Annotated in this window: 16 protein-coding genes; 8 read left to right on the plus strand and 8 right to left on the minus strand. The window is 71.7% G+C overall.

Annotation, left to right across the window (positions count from 1 at the left end):
- Window positions 1–276 precede the first annotated feature (276 nt).
- Both RIU97_RS08920 and RIU97_RS08925 read left to right on the plus strand, forming a co-directional pair.
- The gene (locus tag RIU97_RS08920) at window positions 277–2,382 is read left to right on the plus strand and encodes an ABC transporter ATP-binding protein (protein WP_404954946.1); all 2,106 of its coding nucleotides are present in this window, start codon (window positions 277–279) and stop codon (window positions 2,380–2,382) included.
- Window positions 2,383–2,497: 115 nt separating this feature from the next.
- Window positions 2,498–4,714, plus strand: a complete 2,217-nt coding sequence (locus RIU97_RS08925) for a germacradienol/geosmin synthase (protein WP_404954948.1) — start codon at window positions 2,498–2,500, stop codon at window positions 4,712–4,714.
- A 43-nt stretch (window positions 4,715–4,757) separates the two neighbouring features.
- Here RIU97_RS08925 and RIU97_RS08930 read toward each other — a convergent pair whose 3' ends face one another.
- Window positions 4,758–5,996: a GNAT family N-acetyltransferase gene (locus RIU97_RS08930; RefSeq protein ID WP_404954950.1), complete on the minus strand. Its 1,239-nt coding sequence runs from the start codon at window positions 5,994–5,996 to the stop codon at window positions 4,758–4,760.
- A 207-nt stretch (window positions 5,997–6,203) separates the two neighbouring features.
- Between RIU97_RS08930 and RIU97_RS08935 the strand changes: the two genes are divergently transcribed.
- Window positions 6,204–6,746 carry a GNAT family N-acetyltransferase gene (locus tag RIU97_RS08935; RefSeq protein WP_404954952.1) on the plus strand — a complete coding sequence of 181 codons (543 nt, stop codon included), beginning with the start codon at window positions 6,204–6,206 and terminating at the stop codon, window positions 6,744–6,746.
- 184 nt (window positions 6,747–6,930) lie between these two features.
- Entirely contained in the window at window positions 6,931–7,398 is a 468-nt protein-coding gene (locus RIU97_RS08940; protein ID WP_404954954.1) for an OsmC family protein, read from the plus strand.
- 43 nt (window positions 7,399–7,441) lie between these two features.
- Here the strand turns inward: RIU97_RS08940 and RIU97_RS08945 are convergent, their stop codons facing one another.
- The 6 genes from RIU97_RS08945 to RIU97_RS08970 all read right to left on the minus strand — a co-directional run bounded on the left by RIU97_RS08945 (window position 7,442) and on the right by RIU97_RS08970 (window position 15,776).
- Entirely contained in the window at window positions 7,442–8,698 is a 1,257-nt protein-coding gene (locus RIU97_RS08945; protein WP_404954956.1) for a YncE family protein, read from the minus strand.
- A 146-nt stretch (window positions 8,699–8,844) separates the two neighbouring features.
- The gene (locus RIU97_RS08950; RefSeq protein ID WP_404954958.1) at window positions 8,845–9,996 is read right to left on the minus strand and encodes an XdhC family protein; all 1,152 of its coding nucleotides are present in this window, start codon (window positions 9,994–9,996) and stop codon (window positions 8,845–8,847) included.
- An 82-nt stretch (window positions 9,997–10,078) separates the two neighbouring features.
- Entirely contained in the window at window positions 10,079–11,542 is a 1,464-nt protein-coding gene (locus RIU97_RS08955; RefSeq protein ID WP_404954960.1) for an NCS2 family permease, read from the minus strand.
- 324 nt (window positions 11,543–11,866) lie between these two features.
- Window positions 11,867–14,269 (minus strand): xanthine dehydrogenase subunit D, encoded by a 2,403-nt coding sequence (gene pucD, locus RIU97_RS08960; RefSeq protein WP_404954962.1) that lies wholly within the window; start codon window positions 14,267–14,269, stop codon window positions 11,867–11,869.
- 2 nt (window positions 14,270–14,271) lie between these two features.
- Complete coding sequence (locus RIU97_RS08965) at window positions 14,272–14,877, minus strand: (2Fe-2S)-binding protein (protein WP_266573281.1); 606 nt, start codon at window positions 14,875–14,877, stop codon at window positions 14,272–14,274.
- Window positions 14,878–14,879: 2 nt separating this feature from the next.
- Complete coding sequence (locus RIU97_RS08970; RefSeq protein WP_404954965.1) at window positions 14,880–15,776, minus strand: FAD binding domain-containing protein; 897 nt, start codon at window positions 15,774–15,776, stop codon at window positions 14,880–14,882.
- A gap of 254 nt (window positions 15,777–16,030) precedes the next feature.
- On the opposite strand from RIU97_RS08970, the gene RIU97_RS08975 reads away from it, so the two are divergent.
- A complete protein-coding gene (locus tag RIU97_RS08975; protein WP_404954967.1) occupies window positions 16,031–17,710 on the plus strand; it encodes a PucR family transcriptional regulator in 1,680 nt (559 codons plus the stop codon).
- Window positions 17,711–17,877: 167 nt separating this feature from the next.
- Window positions 17,878–18,666 (plus strand): hypothetical protein, encoded by a 789-nt coding sequence (locus tag RIU97_RS08980; RefSeq protein WP_404954969.1) that lies wholly within the window; start codon window positions 17,878–17,880, stop codon window positions 18,664–18,666.
- 178 nt (window positions 18,667–18,844) lie between these two features.
- Here RIU97_RS08980 and RIU97_RS08985 read toward each other — a convergent pair whose 3' ends face one another.
- Entirely contained in the window at window positions 18,845–19,507 is a 663-nt protein-coding gene (locus RIU97_RS08985) for a GntR family transcriptional regulator (protein ID WP_404954971.1), read from the minus strand.
- A 104-nt stretch (window positions 19,508–19,611) separates the two neighbouring features.
- Between RIU97_RS08985 and RIU97_RS08990 the strand changes: the two genes are divergently transcribed.
- Together RIU97_RS08990 and RIU97_RS08995 are read left to right on the plus strand one after the other, a co-directional pair.
- Window positions 19,612–20,487 (plus strand): (2Fe-2S)-binding protein, encoded by an 876-nt coding sequence (locus RIU97_RS08990; protein ID WP_404954973.1) that lies wholly within the window; start codon window positions 19,612–19,614, stop codon window positions 20,485–20,487.
- A 224-nt stretch (window positions 20,488–20,711) separates the two neighbouring features.
- Window positions 20,712–21,770 carry a DUF2637 domain-containing protein gene (locus RIU97_RS08995; RefSeq protein WP_404954975.1) on the plus strand — a complete coding sequence of 353 codons (1,059 nt, stop codon included), beginning with the start codon at window positions 20,712–20,714 and terminating at the stop codon, window positions 21,768–21,770.
- The last annotated feature ends 14 nt before the right edge of the window (window positions 21,771–21,784 follow it).

Here is a 21,784-nt window from a genome sequence, read left to right on the forward strand (position 1 = left end):
CCGGGGAGGCGGCCTCCGCCGGTTCCGGGCGCAATCCCTCGAAGGGGGGCATCGACACCTCCGGGTGGTTCGAACGCCGGGTCACCGGGCGCGCCTTGGGGTTCGCAAGCGCGTCGCAACTGTGTGCGGGCGTTCGTTCCCCGGCGGCCGTGACGCCGTTCTGAGCAGCCACGTTCTTCCGGCGTCAGTTCGCAGCCGCAGCGCCTCGGGAGGAATCTTGCGATCCGTGCACGTTCATGTGGTGTTCGACCCGGCACCGGGCGGGGGTGGACGCGCGTGAGGCTCCTCAAGCGGCCCGCGGCCGCCGAGCCCGCCGTCTCCGAGAGCGAGCGCCGTCTCTTCGGAGGGCCCCTGCGCTACGACGCCGGCTGGTCCAACCACGACTACGCCCGCCTGGAAGGCCGGCTGATCAGCACCCTGCGCTCCATGCCCCGCATGGTCGGCGGCACCCTGCGCCTCGCCTGGGACACCGACCGGCCGGCCCTGCTCACCGTCGCCGCCGCCGAGGCCGGGCAGGGGATCACCTCCGCCGTCGGGCTGCTCGTCATCAGCGACGTGCTCCGTACGCTGCTCGGCGCGGGCAGCGCCGCCGACCGGCTGCACGCGGCCGTGCCCGCGCTCGCCGCCGGCGCGCTGGTCGCCGTACTGGGAGCCGTACTGGCCTCGCGGTCCACGGCGGCCGCCGGACGGCTGGAGCCCAAGGTCGAGCGGGCCGCGCACGAGCAGTACCTGAGCGCCGCCGTCGCGGTGGAGCTGGAGGCCATCGAGGACGGGGAGTTCCGGCGGCTGCTGGACAGCGCCCAGTGGGGGCCGCCCTCCGCCCGCCGGACGGTGGGGGCCTGCGTGGCCACCCTCGGCGGGGTCATCTCGCTGGTCGCCACCGCCGGGGTGCTCACCGTGCTGCACCCGTTGCTGCTGCCCATGCTGCTGCTCATCGCCGCCCCGCGCGGCTGGGGTGCGATGCGGGTGGCCCAGCGCCGCTACCTGTCCATGATCACCTGGGTGGAGCACGTACGGGCCGCCCGGCTCATCGGCCAGCTGCTGATCTCCCGTACGTCGGCCCCCGAGGTACGGGTGCACGGCGTCGGCCGCTATCTCCTCGGCCACTACCGCAACATGGCCGAGGTCGCCGAGGGCGAGGCCACCCGCCTCGCCAAGGACAAGGCCGCCACCGAGCTGCTCGCCGCCGCGCTCTCCGGCCTCGCGGCCCTGATCACGTACGGGGCGATGGGCGCGCTCATCGTCTCCGGCCGGATGGACCTCGCCGTCGCCGGCACCGCCGTGATCGCGGTGCGCACCGGGTCGGCGAGCCTGGGCGCGCTCGTCTCCACCACCAACACCCTGCACGAGGAGTCCCTGTACGTCCGGGACCTGGAGCGGTTCGTCGCCGAGGCGGCCCGCCGCGCCATCCCCTCCGGCGGGCTGCCGCTGCCCGCCCGGCTCGCCGTCGTACGGCTCGACGACGTGGACTTCAGCTACCCGGACCGGGAGGAGCCCGCCCTCAGCGGGATCACCCTCACCATCGAGGCGGGCACCGTCGTCGCCCTCGTCGGCGAGAACGGCTCCGGCAAGAGCACCCTCGTCAAACTGCTCGCGGGCCTGCACCTGCCCGACTCGGGGTCGCTGACCTGGGACGGCGTGGAGCTCCGGGAGGCCGACCGGGAGCAGGTCTTCGACCGCGTCGCCCTGCTGACCCAGGACTTCGAGCGCTGGCCGGTGACCGCCCGTACCAACATCGCCATCGGCCGGCCCGGCGCCGAGGACCCGGACCGCACCGCCGGCCCGGCCGCCGAGGTGGTCGCCGCCGCCCGGTACGCGGGGGCGGACCGGGTCGTCGAGAAGCTGCCGCACGGCTACGAGACCCTGCTGGCCCGGGTGTTCCGGGGTGCCTCGGAGCTCTCCGGCGGGCAGTGGCAGAAGTTCGGTCTGGCCCGCACCCACTTCCGCGACGCCCGCGTCCTCGTCGTGGACGAGCCGACCTCGGCGCTCGACCCGGAGGCGGAGATCGCCGCCTTCGAGAGCATCCGGGGCCTCGCCGGGCCGCAGCGGGCGGTGGTCCTCGTCACGCACCGGATGTCCGGCGTGCGCTTCGCCGACGTCATCTACGTGCTGCACGAGGGCCGGCTCGTCGAACGGGGCGGCCACGAGGAACTGCTCGCCCTGGGCGGGCGGTACGCGGCGATGTTCCGGATGCAGGCCGAGCAGTTCGACGGCGCGGCAGGCGGTACGGCAGGCGGCATGACGGGCGGTACGGCAGGCGGTATCGCGGGCGGTATTGCGGGCGGTATTGCGGACGGCACCTCGGACGGCACGGCCGCGGCACCGCCCCCTTCTATCCCCCGGCAGGCCCCCGCGCCTCGGAACGGCAGGTCCGTCACCTGAAGCGGTGAACTCCCCCTTATCCCGGTGGCACCACGGGTAGGGCACTGCTGATCTCGTGCGGGGGGCCCGGGACGACCGGGCCCTCCGCACCCATGGACGAAAGGCCCAACCCGTCGTGACGCAGCCGTTTCAACTGCCGGATTTCTATGTGCCCTATCCGGCGCGACTGAACCCCCACCTGGAGGACGCGCGGATCCACACCAAACGGTGGGCGCGCGGCCTCGGGATGCTGGAGGGTTCCGGCGTCTGGGAGGAGAGCGATCTCGACTCGCACGACTACGCGCTGCTCTGCTCGTACACCCACCCCGACTGCGACAGCGAGGCGCTGTCCCTCGTCACCGACTGGTACGTGTGGGTGTTCTTCTTCGACGACCACTTCCTGGAGATGTTCAAGCGCTCGCAGGACCGGGCCGGCGCCAAGGAGTACCTCGACGGGCTGGCCGCCTTCATGCCGATGGACCTGGCCGACGGGTTCCCCGCGCCGACCAACCCGGTCGAGGCGGGCCTCGCGGACCTGTGGGCACGGACCGTCCCCGCGATGTCCAAGGCCTGGCGGGAACGGTTCTCCTTGTCCACGAAGAACCTCCTCGACGAGTCGATGTGGGAGCTCGCCAACATCAACATCGGGCGGGTGGCGAACCCCCTCGAATACATCGAGATGCGCCGCAAGGTGGGCGGCGCCCCCTGGTCGGCCGGCCTGATCGAATACGTCGCCGCCGAAGTCCCGGCGCGCGTCGCGCACTCGCGCGCGCTCGGCGTCCTGCGCGACGCCTTCTCCGACGCCGTCCACATCCGCAACGACCTCTTCTCCTACCAGCGCGAGGTCTCCGACGAGGGCGAACTGTCCAACGCCGTACTCGTGTTGGAGACCTTCCTCGGCTGCACCACCCAGGAGGCCGCCGAGGTCTCCAACGATCTGCTCACCTCCCGCCTGCACCAGTTCGAGCAGACCGCGCTCGCCGAACTCCCCCAGCTCTTCGCCGACCACGCGATGACCCCGGCGGAGATCGCGGCTGTCCTCGCCTACGCCAAGGGCCTGCAGGACTGGCAGTCCGGCGGCCACGAATGGCACATGGTCTCCAGCCGCTACATGAACAAGGAGGCCAGGGCCACCGCCCCGGTCACGCTGCCCTTCCTCCCCTCCGGGCTCGGCACCACCGCGCTCGACCTGAGGTCCGTCTTCACGCAGCGCTCGGCCGACCTGCGCCGCCGCTCCTTCACCCACGTCCCCTTCGAGCGCACCGGACCGTCCGTGATCCCGGAGGTCTACATGCCGTTCACGCTCTCCCTCAGCCCGCACCTGGACCACGCGCGCGAGGGATCGGTCGACTGGGCGCGGCGCATGGGCCTGCTCGAACCGCAGCCCGGCGACCCCGGTTCCGCCATCTGGACCGAACAGAAGCTGCGCGGCTACGACTTCGCGCTCTGCTCGGCCGGCATCGACCCGGACGCCGAGCCCGGGGCGCTGCTCCTCAACGCGTGCTGGCTGACCTGGGGAACGTACGGGGACGACTACTACCCGGTGGTCTTCGGCCAGGCCAAGAACCTCACGGCCGCCAAGGCGGCGACCGCGCGGCTGGTCGCGATGATCCCGGTCGACCACGCCGAACAGCCGCCGCCGGTCACGGCGATGGAGCGCGCGCTCGCCGACCTGTGGGTCCGCACGAGCCGTAGCATGACCCGGTCCGTCCGCGCCGAGTTCCGGGCGACGCTCGTCAGCATGCTGGAGAGCTGGGTGTGGGAGATGGAGAACCAGATCCAGAACCGCATCCCGGACCCGGTGGACTACGCCGAGATGCGCCGGCACACCTTCGGCTCGAACCTCACGATGTACCTGTGCCGGCTCGGTCAGGCGGGCCGCGGCATCCCCGAGGAGATCTACGCCTCCGGGACGATCCGGTCCCTGGAGAACGCGGCGGCCGACACCGCGTGCCTGATGAACGACATCTTCTCCTACCAGAAGGAGGTGGAGTTCGAGGGCGAGGTCCACAACCACGTCCTGGTCACCCGGAACTTCTTCGACATCGGCTACCCGGAGGCGCTGCACATCTGCCACTCGCTGATGACGCAGCGCACGGAGGAGTTCGAGCACATCGTCGCGAACCAGCTGCCGCTGCTCTACGACGACTGGAAACTGGACGCCGAGGCCCGGGCCGGGCTCGACGCGTACGTGCGCGAGCTCCAGGACTGGCTCTCCGGAATCCTCAACTGGCATCGCAAGTGCCGCCGTTACCGCGAGGAGGATCTGCACCGGCCGGGCACCGGCCTGTCAACCGGCGTCTGGAGCGCCGGCTTCGGCATGTCGGCCGCCCGGATCTCCCTGCCGGCCTGAACGACGCCGGCCTGAACGACGCCGGCCTGAACCGCGACGGCCCTCAGAACTCGTCGCTCGTGTGCGGCAGTACGGGCGTGCACAGGGCCGCGTCCAGCGCGGCGGCCGCGCCGGGCGCGTGCTCCCGTACCAGCCCGGCCGCGACGAGTTCGGCGACCCGGGTCCCGCCCAGGTAGCAGGCGGCCAGCTCCCGTACGTCCAGGGCCAGGTCGGCGGCGGCGTCCGTGTGCTCGTACGCCGCCCGGCCGCCCGGTCCCGCATCGAGCCGGAACCGCCCGGTGTTGCCGGGCAGCCGTACGTCGTGCACCTCCAGCACCACGTCCACCGGCGCGGCCCAGGACCGCGCGGTCAGCGCCGCGCGTACGTCGACCAGGCGCAGCCAGAGCGCCGGGAACTGGGCGGTGACCCGCACCTGGTCCCGGTCGGCGGCGAAGTGCAGCAGCGGGTCGTCGGGCGGGCGCCCCCACGCGCGGACCCGGCCGGTGAGGTCGAGGGCGGCCAGGCACTCCCACAGGGCGGCGGCCACCGCCGGGGTGCCGGCCTCCAGTTCATCGACCCGGACCAGGCCCTGGGGTGTGCGGGCGGGCCCGCCGTCGGCCTCGGGCTTCGTGCGGTAGAGCACGTAGCCGGCGATCGGCTCGCCGGGCTCGCCGAGGACGATGATCCGCGGCGGGCTCAGCTCCTCGTCCTGCTCGTCCTGTTCGGCCAGCCACTCCTCGCGCCAGCGCGGAGCGCTGCGGCTGGGGCGGCCGGCCCGCCGGGCGCGGGCGGACTCGTGGAAGGGCCCGATCACGGCGAGCGCCTCCTCCGGGTCGACGAGCCGCAGCGGGCGCCGGTCCGGGTCGATGCGCAGGGCCAGCGGCCGGGTGGAGTCGATCTCGATGGTGACGCCGGTGGTCGCGCCGCCGTAGCCGAAGCGGCCGTAGATGGCGGCCTCGGAGGCCCACAGGGCCGCGACCGGGCTGCCGGTGCCCGCGGCGCGCTCCAGCATCTCGGTCATCAGCCCGGTGAGCACGCCGCGGCGGCGGTGGGTGGGGGCGACGCAGACGAAGGTGAGCCCGGGGCAGGGCAGGTCCGCCCCGGGCACCGAGAGCCGGAAGTCGTGCGCGGCCATGAAGCCGACGAGGGCGTCCCCGTCGTAGGCGCCGATCCGCAGGCACCGCACCAGCAGCGCGTGGTGTCTGGCGCGGGCCTCCTTCTCGGGCCGGTCGTGGAAGACGAGGTACGCGAGTTCCAGAGCGCGGTCGATGTCGGCCTCGGGTACCTCGTGGATGTCCACCATGATCGCGAGACTAATCGGTCATCGCAGACCGGTCATCCCATAAGGGTCGGAGAGGCTATGGCTTTCAGCCGTTCCGGGCGGCCGGCTGCCGGCGGCCGGCGGCCGGCCGCCGAGGTGTGACGCCTCTCCGGCTCCGAAACTCCGTGGCCTCGGTGATCACCTGTGGGTACGGTGTGCCGTCGGCCGTCACGGGGAGAGGATCAGGGCGTGATCGAGGGAGAGCTCGTCGCACTGCGCGCACTGCGCGCGGAGGACGCGGAGCACCACCTGCGCTGGCGCAACGACCCCGAGGTGGTCCGTTGGGCGTCCGCCGGTGACCCGTGCTTCGGCCCGGTCACACGGGAGGCGCTGGGGATGTTCTTCGAGCGGATGCTGATGCTTTCGCCCCGGGAGTCGGCGGTGTTCACGGTGGAGACCTTGCCGGACCGTCGGGTGATCGGCACGGCCGACTACCGCGACCTGGACCCCTGGGCCGGAGCGGCCACGCTCGGGATCACCATCGGCGAGCGGGAGTTCTGGGGCCAGGGGCACGGCTCCGAGGCGATGCGGCTGCTGGTCGACCACCTCTTCGGCACCTTCCCGCTCACCCGGCTCCAGCTCGACACCTGGAGCGGGAACGAGCGGGCCGTCCGGGCGTTCACCCGGCTCGGCTTCCGGGAGGAGGGGCGGCGGCGGGCCGCCGTGTTGCTGGCGGGTGAGCGGTACGACGAGGTGCTGTTCGGGATGCTCCGGGAGGAGTGGCGGGCCTGACCCCGCCGATGGCGCGCCCCTCGGGCGCCGACGGCGCCGTCGATCGCCTCGCGGAGGAAGCGGGCGCGGCCGTCGCGACGGCCGTACGATCCAGGTCGACGCCCGGCACCGCCCGACGCCGCCGCCTCCACATCCCGGACATCTGCGCCGCCCGGTCCCGTACCCGAGAGACGGAGTAGCCGCCATGGCCCGACTGCACTCCTACGCCACCCGCGTCACCTGGACCGGAAACCTCGGCACCGGCACCAGCCACTACCGCGCCTACTCGCGGGCGCACGAGGTGGCCGCCGGAGAGCTGCCGGCGATCCTCGGCAGCTCCGACCCGACCTTCCGCGGCGATGCCTCCCGCTGGAACCCCGAGCAACTGCTGCTCGCCGCACTGTCCCAGTGCCACATGCTCTCCTACCTGCACTTCTGTACGATCAACGGCGTGGTGGTCACCTCGTACGTCGATGAGGCGACCGGGACGATGGCCACCGCCGGGGACAGCGGGCGGTTCACGGAGGCCGTGGTGCACCCCCGGATCACCGTCAGCGAGGAGTCGATGGTGGCTGCGGCGATCGAACTGCACGAGGAGGCCCACCGGGCCTGCTTCATCGCCAACTCGGTGAACTTCCCCGTCCGGCACGAGCCGACCGTGACGGTGGGCTGAGCGTCCGGGCAGGACCGGTCACGGCGTTGTCCGGCGACAGGACCTAGCGGCCGGCGGGACCGGTCCAGGAGGCGGGGACGCGGCCGATCCGGACCCGCTGGGGGTGGTCGCCGACGGGGACGGAGACACGTTTGGCGCCGGTGGCGAAGTCGATGGCCGTGACCCGGTCGGCGCCGCTCTCGGAGATCACGCAGGCCGTCCCGTCACCGTCGACGGTGGCCCAGTACGGCTTGGCTGCGGGCACGAGGGGCCCCTCGGTGAGGGTGGCGCGGTCCACGACGGTCGCGTAGTCGTCCATGGTTCCGGCGATGCACAGCTTGGACCCGTCGGGGCTCATGGACATGCCGTGGTGGCGGGAGTCGTTGACCCAGGTGGTGCGGTCGGTGCTGGTGGCGGGGTTCTCGGGGAGGGTTTTGAGCCGGGTGATCCGGTCGGATGCCACGTCGTACTCCAGGAAGCCGTTGAAGAACGACACCTGGAAGTAGAGCTTCGACTCGTCGGGGCTGAAGGACACGGGGCGCACGGCGTCGGACAGGTCGCGGCGGCCGAAGGCGTTCAGCCGCTCCCGCATGTCGATCACCCGTACGGTCCGGAAGGTCTGCGCGTCGACCACGGTGATCTTCCGGTCGCCCTTCGTCCAGTCCAGCCAGGGCGCGTCGAGCGCGGTGTTCACCTCGCCGATGGAGCTGTTCCACAGGAAGCGGCCGTCACGGGTGAAGGTGTTCTCGTGCGGCTTGTCCCCGGTGCCGAAGGAGCCGGCCTGGCGTCCGGTGGCGATGTCCAGGACGTGCACGGTGTTGGAGGTGGAGGCCGAGACGGCGATGCGGGTGCCGTCCGGGGAGACCGCCATGTGGTCGGAGCGGTGGCCGGAGACCGGGAAGCGCCAGTTGATGCGCCCCGAGGTCACGTCGATGGACACGACGTCGGCGAAGCTGGGGCGGGAGACGACGACCGCGGAGCCGTCCGGGGTGGTGAACATGTCGTCGACGAACTGGTCGTGGCCCTCGCCGGCGCTCTCCCGGATGCCGAGGAAGAAGGCGAGTTTCACGGGGTTGAGGTAGATCTCGCGGAGCCGCTCCGCCTTGTCGGGGATCACGTTGATCCGGCCGACCCTGGCGAGATCGCCGGTGGAGGCGAGGACGTCGGCGGTCCCCTCCCAGTTGTTCCCGACGAAGAGCACCTCGCGCAGGCCGGCCGCTGGAGCGGCGGGGCCCGGGGCCGCGGGGGCCGGGGCCGGTGTGACGGCGGTGAGCAGGGCGGCGGCCGCCAGGACGCCCAGGGTTCGCACGGTACGCAACATCCGCTCAACTCCGGTGTGGGCAAGGGACGGAGAGGGCGCCTCGGCGAGGGCCCCCTATTACCGGCCGGTAAGATAGGGGGAACGCCAAAAGGGCGCAACCCCTACGGGTGGCGCCCTTTTCTCACCTTCGGCCGTCACTCACTCCTTCAAGCGACGGAACCGATCCTGCTGATGACGGTGTTCGCGACGTCCGGGTGGATCGGGACGTGCGCGCCGGTGAGGGCCGCGCCGCTGCCGCCGCGGCGGTTCGCGACGATCTCGGCGGCGATGGACAGCGCGGTCTCCTCCGGGGAGCGGGCGCCGAGGTCCAGGCCGATCGGGGAGCGCAGCCGGGCCAGTTCGAGCTCGGTGACGCCGACGTCGCGGAGCCGCTTGTTGCGGTCCTCGTGGGTGCGGCGGGAGCCCATGGCGCCGACGTAGGCGACGGGGAGCCTGAGGGCCAGTTCGAGGAGCGGGACGTCGAACTTGGCGTCGTGGGTGAGCACGCACAGGACGGTCCGGCCGTCCACTTCCGTGCGCTCGAGATAGCGGTGCGGCCAGTCGACGACGATCTCGTCCGCCTCGGGGAAACGGGTCTTCGTCGCGAAGACGGGCCGTGCGTCGCACACCGTCACCCGGTAGCCGAGGAACTTGCCGATCCGCACGAGGGCGGAGGCGAAGTCGATGGCACCGAAGACGATCATCCGCGGGGGCGGGACGCTGGACTCGACCAGCACCTTCAGCGGCTCTCCGCAGAGCCTGCCGTCGGCGCCGATCTCCAGCACCCCGGTCTTGCCGGCGTCGAGCAGGGCGCGGGCCTCTTCGGCGATGGTGCGGTCCAGCTCGGGGTGTCCGCCGAAGCCGCCCTCGTGGGCGCCCTCCGTACGGACGAGGACGGCGCGGCCCATGAGCTCGGCCGGACCCTCGGCTATCCGGGCCACGGCCGCGGCCTCACCGCGGGCCGCGGCGGCCAGGCCGGCCGCGAACACCTCCCGTACGGGCGAGCCCACCGGGACCGGGGTGACGAGGATGTCGATGATCCCACCGCAGGTCAGGCCCACGGCGAAGGCATCGTCGTCGCTGTACCCGAAGCGCTCCCGGACGGTCTCGCCGTCCTCCAGCGCCTGCTGGCACAGCTCGTACACCGCACCCTCCACGCATCCGCCGGAAACCGAGCCGATGGCCGTGCCCTCGCTGTCGACGGCGAGAGCCGCCCCGGGCTGCCGGGGCGCGCTGCCGCCGACCGCCACGACCGTGGCGACGGCGAAGTCACGTCCCTGCTCGACCCACCGGTTCAGCTCTTCGGCGATGTCCAGCATGGGGGCCTCCTCGGAGAGGTTCGTTTTCCAGTATCGGATGCGTGGAGCGTGCGGTACTTCGTACGGATCAGGCGGGTCCGGGTCAGCCGACGCCGAGCCAGCCCTCGATCGGGTGGAGCGCGAAGAAGACCAGGAAGATTCCGGTCAGCGCCCACATGAAGCCGCCGATCTCACGGGCCTTGCCCTGAGCGATCTTGATGGCGACGTAGGAGATGACACCCGCGGCGACACCGGCGGTGATCGAGTAGGTGAACGGCATGATCACGACGGTCAGGAAGACCGGGATCGAGGTCGCGCTGTCGGACCAGTCCACGTGGCGGGCGTTCTGCATCATCATCGCGCCGATGACGACCAGGGCCGCGGAGGCGACCTCACCCGGGACGATCTGCGTGATCGGGGTGAAGAAGAGGCAGGCGGCGAAGAACAGGCCGGTGACCACGGAGGCGAAGCCCGTGCGGGCACCCTCGCCGACGCCGGTCGCGGACTCGACGAACACGGTCTGGCCGGAGCCGCCCGCGACGCCACCGATGGCGCCACCGGCGCCGTCGATGAACAGGGCCTTGGACAGGCCCGGCATGCGGCCCTTGTCATCGGCCAGCTTGGCCTCGGTGCCGACACCGATGATGGTGGCCATGGCGTCGAAGAAGCCGGCGAGCACCAGGGTGAAGACGATCATGCCGACCGTCATGTAGCCGACGTCGCCCCAGCCGCCGAAGGAGACGTCACCGAAGAGCGAGAAGTTCGGCATCGAGACCGCGGAGCCGTCGAGCTCCGGCGGACCGTTCTTCCAGGCCTTCGGGTCGATGTCGACGACGGCGTTGAGGATCGCGGCGAGGATGGTGCCGCCGACGATGCCGATCAGGATCGCGCCGGGCACCTTGCGGGCCTGGAGCATGAAGATCGCGATCAGGGTGATGCAGAAGAGCATGACGGGCCAGCCGGAGAGCTCACCGACCGCACCGAGCTGGACGGGGGGACCGAACTCCGGACCCTTGCCGACGAAACCGGCCTTGAAGAAGCCGATGAGGGCCACGAAGAGGCCGATGCCCATGGTGATGGCGTGCTTGAGCGCGAGGGGGATCGCGTTCATGATCATCTCGCGGAGGCCGGTGACGACCAGGAGACAGATCACGACGCCGTACACCACGCACATGCCCATGGCCTGCGGCCAGGTCATCTGCGGGGCGACCTGCGAAGCGAGCACGCCGGACACGGACAGGCCGGCGGCGAGGGCCAGCGGCACCTTGCCGACGAAGCCCATGAGGAGCGTGGTGACGGCCGCGGCGAAGGCGGTGGCGGTGATGATCGCCGATCCGTCCATCACGGTGCCCGCGACGTCCTTGCCCGACAGGAGCAGGGGGTTGAGCAGGAGGATGTACGCCATGGCCATGAAGGTCGTGATACCGCCACGGACCTCGTTGCCGACGTTGGAGCCTCTGTGCGTTATGTGAAAGTAGCGGTCGAGCCAAGAACGCCCGGCGGGATTGCGAGAGCCGTCGCCGGCCTCTTCCGCGGCGGTCTTGGTCTCCACAGACGATTGGGTCATGGTGCCTAACTCCCAAGGTTCAAAGGGGCACCCGCGTGGGGATTGGAGATTGCGGGATTTGGGATGCTGCGTTTGGCTGCACGACCCGGGGTGACGGCCCGAGGCGACGCGAAGGTGCACTGCGTGTACTGCGGGTAGTGCGGGGGTGACCGCTGGTACTACGTGGGGGTTTCGCAGGGGTACTGCCAGCTGAAGGGACCGCGAGCGGTGCGGTGCTTCGTATGTACTCCGGACGGTGCTTTGTGAAGTGTGACGTTCCCAAGTCGCACCGCCCGGAGAGTCTGAGGGGGTCCGGGGGCCTCTCGGCCCCCGGACCACGCCGTCCTAGAGGGTCCCGGTGAGGGCTTCCGGACGGATCGGCGTCTTGTTGATCTCCAGACCCGTCGCCTGCCGGATCGCCGCGATGACGGCCGGGGTCGACGAGAGGGTCGGGGCCTCGCCCATACCGCGGAGGCCGTACGGCGCCTTCGGGTCGGCGAGCTCCAGGACGTCGACCGGGATGGTCGGGGTGTCCAGGATGGTCGGGATCAGGTAGTCCGTGAAGGAGGGGTTGCGCACCTTCGCGGTCTTCGGGTCCACGATGATCTCTTCCATGATCGCCACGCCGAGGCCCTGGGTGGTACCACCCTGGATCTGGCCCACCACGGAAAGCATGTTGAGCGCCTTGCCGACGTCCTGGGCGGTCGCCAGCTCGACGACCTTGACCAGGCCGAGCTCGGTGTCCACCTCGACGACCGCGCGGTGCGCGGCGAAGGTGTACTGGACGTGGCCGTTGCCCTGGCCGGTGACCAGGTCGAAGGGCTCGGTCGCGGCGTGGCGGAATTCGAGCTCGAGGTCGATGGCCTCGCCCTCGAGGATGTCGGCGATGTCCGCCAGGACCTCGCCGCCGTCGGTGACGACCTTGCCGCCTTCGAGCAGCAGCTCGGCGGTGGCCCACGCCGGGTGGTAGGAGCCGTTCTTGCGGCGGCCGATCTCCAGCAGGGCCTCGCGTACCGCCTCACAGGTGTTCTTCACGGCGCCACCGGTCATGTACGTCTGCCGGGAGGCGGACGTGGAACCGGCGGAGCCGACCTGCGTGTCGGCCGGGTGGATGGTCACCTGCGTGACGCCCAGCTCCGTACGGGCGATCTGCGTGTGGACGGTGATTCCGCCCTGGCCGACCTCCGCCATGGCCGTGTGGACCATCGCGACGGGCTCGCCGTTGATGACCTCCAGGCGCACGCGGGCGGTCGAGTAGTCGTCGAAGCCTTCGGAGAAGCCGACGTTCTTGATGCCGACCGCGTAGCCGACACCGCGGACGACGCCCTCACCGTGGGTGGTGTTGGAGAGGCCGCCGGGCAGCGCGCGGACGTCCGCGTTCTCGCCGGCGGTCTCCCACTGGCGCTCCGGCGGCAGCGGGCGGGCCTTGACCCGGCGCAGCAGCTCGGCGACGGGCGCCGGGGCGTCCACGACCTGGCCGGTGGGCATGACCGTGCCCATCTCCATGGCGTTCAGCTGGCGGAACTCGACCGGGTCCATGCCCAGCTTCGCCGCGAGCTTGTCCATCTGGGCCTCGTACGCGAAGCAGGCCTGCACGGCGCCGAAGCCGCGCATCGCGCCACAGGGCGGGTTGTTCGTGTAGAGCGCGATCGCCTCGATGTCCACGTCCTCCAGGACGTACGGACCGACCGAGAGGGAGGAGGCGTTGCCCACGACCGCCGGGGAGGCGGACGCGTAGGCGCCGCCGTCCAGGACGATCTTGCACTTCATGTGCGTGAGCTTGCCGTCCTTGGTGGCGCCGTGCTCGTAGTAGAGCTTCGCCGGGTGACGGTGCACGTGGCCGAAGAAGGACTCGAACCGGTTGTAGACGATCTTGACCGGCTTGTTCGTGGCCAGGGCCAGGAGGCAGGCGTGGATCTGCATCGAGATGTCCTCGCGGCCGCCGAAGGCACCGCCGACGCCCGAGAGCGTCATGCGCACCTTCTCCGGCGGCAGACCCAGGACCGGGGCGATCTGCTGGAGGTCCGAGTGCAGCCACTGGGTGGCCACGTACAGCTCGACGCCACCGTCCTCGGACGGCACGGCCAGACCGGACTCCGGGCCGAGGAAGGCCTGGTCCTGCATGCCGAAGGTGTACTCGCCCTCGACGATGACGTCGGCGCGCTTGCGGGCCTCTTCCACGTTGCCGCGGATGATCGGCTGGCGGTGCACGATGTTCGGGTGCGGGACGTGACCGATGTGGTGGTCGTCGCGGCCCTCGTGGATCAGCGGCGCGTCGGGGGCGAGGGCGGAGGCCTCGTCCGTGACGAGCGGCAGCTCGCGGTAGTCGATCTTGATCTTGGCGGCCGCGCGGCGGGCGGTCTCCGGGTGGTCGGCGGCCACGAGGGCGACCGGCTCACCGTGGTGACGCACCCGGCCGTTGGCGAGAACCGGGGTGTCCTGGATCTCCAGGCCGTAGTTCTTCATCTCGGCGGGCAGGTCGTCGTACGTCAGCACCGAGTAGACGCCGGGCATGGCGAGCGCCTCGGAGATGTCGATGGAGACGATCTCGGCGTGGGCGACGGTGCTGCGCAGGGTCTGGCCCCACAGCATGTCCTCGTGCCACATGTCCGAGGAGTACGCGAACTCGCCGGTGACCTTGAGGGTGCCGTCCGGGCGGAGAATCGATTCGCCGATGCCGCCCTTGTTGTGCTTCTGGGTGACGTTCGTCGGCGTACCGGCGGGCACGGTGCGGGTGTTCTGAGCCATGGTCAGACCGCCTCTCCCTGACGGGCGGCCGCGAGGCGGACCGCGTCGAGGATCTTCTCGTAACCCGTGCAGCGGCAGAGGTTGCCGGACAGGGCCTCACGGATGTCCTGGTCGGACGGGGAGGAGTTCTCCTCCAGGAGCGCGTCCGCCTGGATGAGCAGACCCGGGGTGCAGAAGCCGCACTGCACGGCACCGGCGTCGATGAACGCCTGCTGGATGTTCGAGAGCTCGACGCCCTCACCGGTCTGCGAGTCGCCGGGCTTGGCCTGCCACTGCTTGGCCGCGTCCAGGGACACGCCCTTGCCGCCGCAGCCGCCGCCGGTGCCGCAGGCACCGCCGTGGCCGTGCTCGTCACGCTGCTTGGAGAACTCCGCCAGGCCCTCGACGGTCACGACGTCGCGACCCTCGACCTGGCCGGCGGCCACGAGACAGGAACAGACCGGGACGCCGTCGAGGCGGACGGTGCAGGAACCGCACTCGCCCTGCTCACAGGCGTTCTTCGAACCCGGCAGGCCCAGGCGCTCGCGCAGGACGTAGAGGAGGGACTCGCCCTCCCACACGTCGTCGGCTTCCTGCTGACGGCCGTTGACAGTGAAATTGACGCGCATGACTACGCAGCCCCTTCAAGCGAGCGGCCGTTGCCGGTACCGCGGTACTGCTCCCAGGTCCAGACGAGCTGGCGGCGAGCCATGATGCCAACCGCGTGACGGCGGTACTTCGCCGTGCCGCGGACGTCGTCGATCGGGTTGGCCGCGCCGGAGGCGAGGTCACCGAACTGCTTGGCGATCGACGGGGTGATGACCTTGCCGGACTCCCAGAAGCCGCCCTCTTCGAGCGCGACGTTCAGGAACTCCTCGGCGGCCTTCGCCCGGATCGGGGTCGGCGCGGCCGAACCGATGCCGGTGCGGACCGTGCGGGTCTCCGGGTGCAGCGCCAGACCGAACGCGCAGACCGCGATGACCATCGCATTGCGGGAGCCGACCTTGGAGTACTGCTGGGGGCCGTCCGCCTTCTTCACGTGGACGGTCTTGATGAGCTCGTCGGCGGCGAGCGCGTTGCGCTTCACGCCGGTGTAGAACTCGTCGATCGGGATCAGGCGAGAGCCGCGTACGGACTCCACCTCGACCTCGGCGCCCGCCGCGAGCAGCGCGGGGTGGGAGTCACCGGCGGGCGAGGCACAACCGAGGTTGCCGCCGACGCCGCCGCGGTTGCGGATCTGCGGGGACGCGACCGTGTGCGAGGCGAGCGCGAGCCCCGGAAGCTCCCTCCGGAGGTTCTCCATGATCTGCGTGTACGGGACGGAGGCGCCCAGACGGACCACGTCCTCGCCGACCTCCCACTCCCGCAGGAGACCGATGCGGTTCAGGTCCAGGAGGTACTCCGGCCGACGGTGGTCGAAGTTGATCTCGACCATCACATCGGTGCCACCCGCAATCGGCACAGCTGTGGGGAACTCGGCCTTAGCGGCGAGCGCCTCCTCCCAGCTGGCGGGGCGAAGGAAGTCCATGTGCGGCTCTCTTCTTCTTCATCGTGTCGTTCACTTCAAGCCAGGAGGCCTACGGGCCCTCGACTGGTCGTTCACGTGCTGTTAACGCGGTGTGGACTCAGTACACCGGCCGCCTGTCCCCCGGGTGCAGTCACCGAAACCATGAAGGAGTTGGCTGACGGCCTCCCTCGTCTTGTAGATTCGTATGAAAGGCAGGATGCGACGACCTGCCCGATTTCCAACGGCAACATTCGAGACAGATCGGCGGCGACATCATGCGGCTGCGCGCACTGCTGGAAACCGAGGCGCTGGGGCTGCGGCTGCTCGGCGGCGAGGAAGAACTCGACCGGACGGTCCGCGGGGTCATGACGACCGACCTGCGTGATCCCAGCCGGTACCTCTCGGGGGGTGAACTCGTCCTCACTGGCCTGGCCTGGAGACGAAATTCAGCCGACTCCGAGCCGTTCGTACGAATCCTCGCGAGCGCCGGCGTCGCCGGGCTCGCGGCGGGCGAGGCGGAGCTGGGCGCCATCCCGGACGATCTCGTTTCGGCCTGTGTGCGCAACCGGCTGCCGCTGTTCGCCGTGAACGAGGACGTTGCATTCGCCACGATCACCGAGTACGTCGTACGGCAGGTCTCGGGCGAGCGGGCCGGTGATCTCGCGGCCGTCGTGGACCGCCACCGCCGGCTCATGACCTCGGGGCCGGCCGGCGGCGGCCCCGACGTGGTGCTGGATCTGCTCACCACCGACCTCGATCTCCGGGCCTGGGTGCTGTCCCCCACGGGCCGGCAGATCGCCGGGGCGGGCGAGCCGCTGGCGCCGGGCGTGTGCGCAGCACTGGCGAGCGAGCACCTTGCGGCGGTCCGGACGGGCCGTAGGGGACCGCACCGGATCTCCATCCAGGGTATTACCTACTCGCTCTTCCCGATCAGGGGACACGGCCGCGGCGCGGCCGGCCCGGCGGCCCGGGACGTGCGCGAGACCGTGCTGTCGGACTGGCTGCTGGCCGTCGAGGCGGACGCCGGCGACTGGCCCGCCGAGCGGCTGGACCTGCTCCAGGGCGTCACCCAGCTGATCGCCGTGGAGCGGGACCGGCGCGACGCGGCCCGTACGGTGCGCCGCCGCCTCGCGCAGGAAGTCCTGGAGCTGGTCCAGACGGGTGCCGCGCCCGCCGAGATCGCCGCCCGTCTGCGGGTGGCCGCCCCGGTGCTGCTGCCCGGGCTGGGCGCCGCCCCGCACTGGCAGGTCGTCGTGGCCCGGGTGGACTGGGACGGCGGGGACATCCCCGGCGGCCCGGTGGCCCAGTCGCTGCTGGAGGAGATCCTCGTCGACCCGTCGGTCTCGGGGCCGGAGCCCTCCGACCGGATCGCGGTGGCCCATGCGGGCGACGAGGCCATCGCGCTCGTGCCGCTGCCCTCGCTGTCCGGGGACGCCGGGGAGGACAAGGGCCCGGACTCGGCCCTGCACGCCGACGAGCTGCTCTCGGCCGTACGGGACCCCCTGGCGGCCGGTCTGGCCGACGACGGCCGGGTCACGCTGGGCGTCAGCGCGGCCGTGCACTCCGCCGAGGGGCTGCGCGGGGCGCTGGAGGAGGCCCGGCACGCCCGCCGGGTGGCCGCGGCGCGCCCCGGCCGGGTCTGCGCGGCCGGCCACCACGAGCTGGCCTCGCACGTGCTGCTGCTGCCGTTCGTCCCGGACGACGTCCGCCGCGCCTTCACGGCCCGGCTGCTGGACCCGCTGCGGGACTACGACCGGCGCCACCGCGCGGAGCTCATCCCGACCCTGGAAGCCTTCCTGGACTGCGACGGTTCGTGGACCCGCTGCGCCACGCGGCTGCACCTGCACGTCAACACGCTGCGCTACCGGGTCGGGCGAATCGAGCAGTTGACGGGACGGGACCTGTCCCGGCTGGAGGACAAGCTCGACTTCTTCCTGGCACTGCGGATGAGCTGAGAAGATCCGTCCCGCGGCCGGAGGGGTCCGGCCTGCGGGACGGCTGATGATCCGTCCGGACTTTGTGAAAGAGTTCACCCGACCTCTTGGCCGATGCCGTCGATCCGTGCTCTCATTTCGCCCCAGGGCTCAACGATGTGCTGCTTGGTTGCTTTGGGGAGGGCAATGTGGCGGATACCGCCATGTCGGGTGCCGGAACAACCGGAGGGGACGACCCCCTCCAGCGGGCGATATGGCGGCTGCGCTCGCGCGGCTGTTGGACCGACGCGGCGGCGCTGCTGACGCCGCACCTCGCCGATGCGGGTGCCGCGGTCCAGCGCACCGCGCTGCTGGTCGAGCGGTGCCTGTTCACCGGCCAGGGCTGGGCCGAGGCCGAGGACGCCCTGCGGGTCGCCGAGGCGGTGGCGCAGGACGACGACGACCGGGGCGCGGCCGCGTGCGAACGGGGCCAGCTGGCGTACGCCGCCACCGTGCTCGGCGTGCGCGACCGGGCCGACGAGGCCCGCTCCGCGCTGGGCCGGGCGGCGGCCCTGCTGTCCCCGGGGTCCCGGACCCGCCCGCTGCTGGACTTCCGCCGCGGCCTGGTCGCCGAGCACCTGGCGGATGCCCCGCAGTCGGCCCGGCCGGCGTACCACCGGGCGCACGCGGGCGCGGAGGCGCACGGGGACACGCTGCTGCTGTCCTTCACGTGGCGGCACCTGGCCGCGCTCTCCCTGCGGGACGGCGAGGTGGCCGAGGCCCGCAAGGGCTTCGCGGAGTCCTTGCGGATCCGGGAGGACCTGGGCTTCCTGATCGGCACGGCCCCCGCGCTGGCCGCGCTGGCCGAGGCGGAGCCGGAACCGGAGGCCGCCCGCCTGCGCGCGGAGGCCCGCCGCCTGTTCCACCTCCTGGGCGGCATCCCCACCTGGCTGGCGGACCAACTCCAGCCCACCCCGACCCCGTCGCCTGCGGCGTAGCCGTTCCAGCCTTTGCAGTCGCCTCAATCGCCGGCGGGGCTGGAGTGCGCGGAGCGCAATTCAGCCCCGCCGGCGATTGAGGAGCGGGGTGCGGGGCGGAGCCCCGGTCTTTCAGCCCCGCCGGCGTTTGAGGCGCGGGCGCGGAGCGCCGTAAGGGGTCCGGGGCGGAGCCCCGGGGTCAGGAGCCCGCGAAGTGTTCGCGGACGAGGGACTCGACCACCGGGAGGTCGCGCGCGATCAGCGCCTCCAGCAGCGCGGAGTGCTCCGCCGCGTCGGCGACGAGATCCGCCCGCCGAACCCGCGGAGCGCCCGGCAGGGGCCACTGCGCCCGCCGGTGGAGCTCCTCCGCCACCTGCACCAGCTGCGTGTTGCCGGCCAGTCTCAGCACCGCCCGGTGGAAGGCCCGGTCCGCCTCCGCGTAGCCCGGCAGGTCGCCCGCCGCGGCCGCCTCCGCCGTGGCGGCGGCTTCGGGGCGCAGGGCCTCCCAGGTCTGCGCGGGCACCGTGCGGGCGAGCCGGAGCATGACGGGGACTTCGAGCAGCGCCCGGACCTCGGCCAGCTCGGCGAGCTCCCGCGGGGTGCGCGACAGGACGCGGAAGCCCCGGTTCGGCAGGCATTCCACCGCGCCCTCGACCGCCAGCTGCTGCATCGCCTCGCGCACGGGGGTCGCGGAGACCCCGAAGCGCTCTCCGAGGACGGGGCCCGAGTAGATCTCCCCGGGCACCAGCTCGCCGTCGATCAGCGCCGCGCGCAGGGCGTCGAGGATCTGCCCGCGCACCGAATGGCGCAGTACCTTCCGTGTCTTCTGTGCGGGTACCCGGGCTCGGTCCGTGTCGTGCACTCGGTCCTCCTCCGGTCTCGACCTGACCTGAGGATACGGCCTCTCCGAGATCGAGTAAGGTAAGGCTAACCTGCTAACGATCGTGCGAATCGGTGGTCCATCCCATGGCCGTCACTGTCGTGACCCCTGCCCAGCACGTCCCGTCCGCCCCGTCCGGCTCTCCGGTGGCGGACGCGTACGCACGCCTGGCCGAGGTCTACGGCGGACTGAGGGTCGACGAGCGAGCCGCGCACGAACCCGTCCCCCGCGGTGTGGGATGGGTCGGCGCGGACGAGCTCGCGGCGGGCGGACCGGCCCTGGACGCCTTCCTCGCCTGGGACAACGCCCAGGTGCTCAGGGACTACGGGACCCAGGCCCGCCCCGACGTGATCGCGAGCTTCGGGCTGCACCGGTACGCGTGGCCGGCCTGCCTGCTGATCACCCTCCCGTGGTTCCTGCACCGGCGGGTCCCGTACCTCCCGGTCGCCGGGGTGGCCTTCCACCGGACCCTCGGCCGGATGGCCGTGCGCGTCGAGAACTTCGCCTGCCTGCCGGACGATCCGGCGGCCGCACTCCCCGGGGCCCGTGTCGTGCCCGACGAGGAGGCGCTGCGCGGTGAGGTGCGGGCTGCGGTGGCCCAGCACCTCGGGCCCGTGCTGGAAAGTTTCGGCCCGCGCATGCGGCGCGGCCGCCGCGCCCTGTGGGGCATGGTGACCGACGAGGTCGTCGAGAGCCTCTGGTACGTCGGCGAGCTGTTCGGCGAGGAGCGCCGGGCGATGGCCGAGCTGGAGGCGCTGCTGCCCGGCTCCACCGCCCCGTACACCGGTGGCGCGGGATTCCGCACGCTCACGGGTCCCGACGGCCGCGGGCTGCCCACCCGGGACCGGGCCAGCTGCTGCTTCTTCTACACGATCCGGCCCGAGGACACCTGCGTCACGTGCCCGCGGACCTGCGACGCGGACCGTGTCGCCCGGCTCACGGCCGACGCCGTCGACTACTGAGCGTGATCCCGGCACTAACCCACCCGTAGGGGTGGCCGTAATCGAACGCAACTCGGCTCGCACGAGCGCCAGTTCGAGCCACAACACCCTATCCGGCGGGCCCCGCCCCCCGATGGCGTCCACTTGCCCCGAAACCCGCGTGCACGGCTCACCGGCTACGCCACTATGGCGCCCGGAAAGCCGCACAGCCGCATGGACGCATACGCGAGGCAAGGGACATCCGCATGAGACTGACCGACATATCGCTGGACTGGCTGCTGCCCGGCAGCCTGCTGATCCTGGGCGTACTTGCGGCAGTTGCGGTACTGGCCCGTGGCAAGCGCGAGAGCGAGAAGGCCGCGGCCGACGACAGCTGGGAGCGCAGCGAGGAGCGGCGGCGGCGCAAGGAAGCCGTCTACGGGACGGCCTCGTACGTCCTGCTCTTCTGCTGCGCGGCCGTCGCCGCCGCGCTCTCCTTCCACGGTCTCGTCGGCTTCGGCCGGCAGAACCTCAACCTCTCCGGGGGCTGGGAGTACCTGGTTCCCTTCGGCCTCGACGGCGCCGCCATGTTCTGCTCGGTGCTCGCCGTGCGCGAGGCCAGCCACGGCGACGCGGCCCTCGGTTCCCGCATGCTGGTCTGGCTGTTCGCGGGCGCGGCCGCGTGGTTCAACTGGGTGCACGCCCCGCGCGGCCTGGGCCACGACGGGGCCCCGCAGTTCTTCGCCGGGATGTCGCTCTCGGCGGCCGTGCTCTTCGACCGTGCCCTCAAGCAGACCCGCCGGGCGGCGCTGCGCGAACAGGGCCTGATCCCGCGGCCGTTGCCGCAGATCCGGATGGTGCGCTGGCTGCGCGCGCCCCGGGAGACCTTCGGTGCCTGGTCGCTCATGCTGCTGGAGGGGGTCCGCACCCTCGACGAGGCCGTGGACGAGGTGCGCGAGGACAAGAAGGAGAAGGAGCAGGACCGGCACCGCAGGCGGGAGCAGCACCGCCTGGACCGCGCGCACATCAGGGCGCTCGGCCGTCAGCACCGGGCCTTCGGCCGCGCCCGCGGCCGTCAGGTCGAGCTGCCCGAACTGACGCAGGGAGCGGGCTCCGCGCCGGTCGGCGCGGAGCCGGCCATACCGGAAACGGGACAACTGCCCCCGCGCCGCCGGCCCTCCCTGCAGGCCGTGAACGGAACCGAATCCCTTGACGTGACCGGCACCCGGACGGTGGACCTCACCGCCGAGGACGACACCCAGACCATTCCCCGGCTGGACTCGCTGGAGCGCAAACTGAAGGACCTGGAGCAGCAGTTCGGCTGACCGGTCCCGATCGG

This window comes from Streptomyces sp. 147326 (assembly GCF_045000215.1).
Classification (GTDB): Bacteria; Actinomycetota; Actinomycetes; order Streptomycetales; family Streptomycetaceae; genus Streptomyces.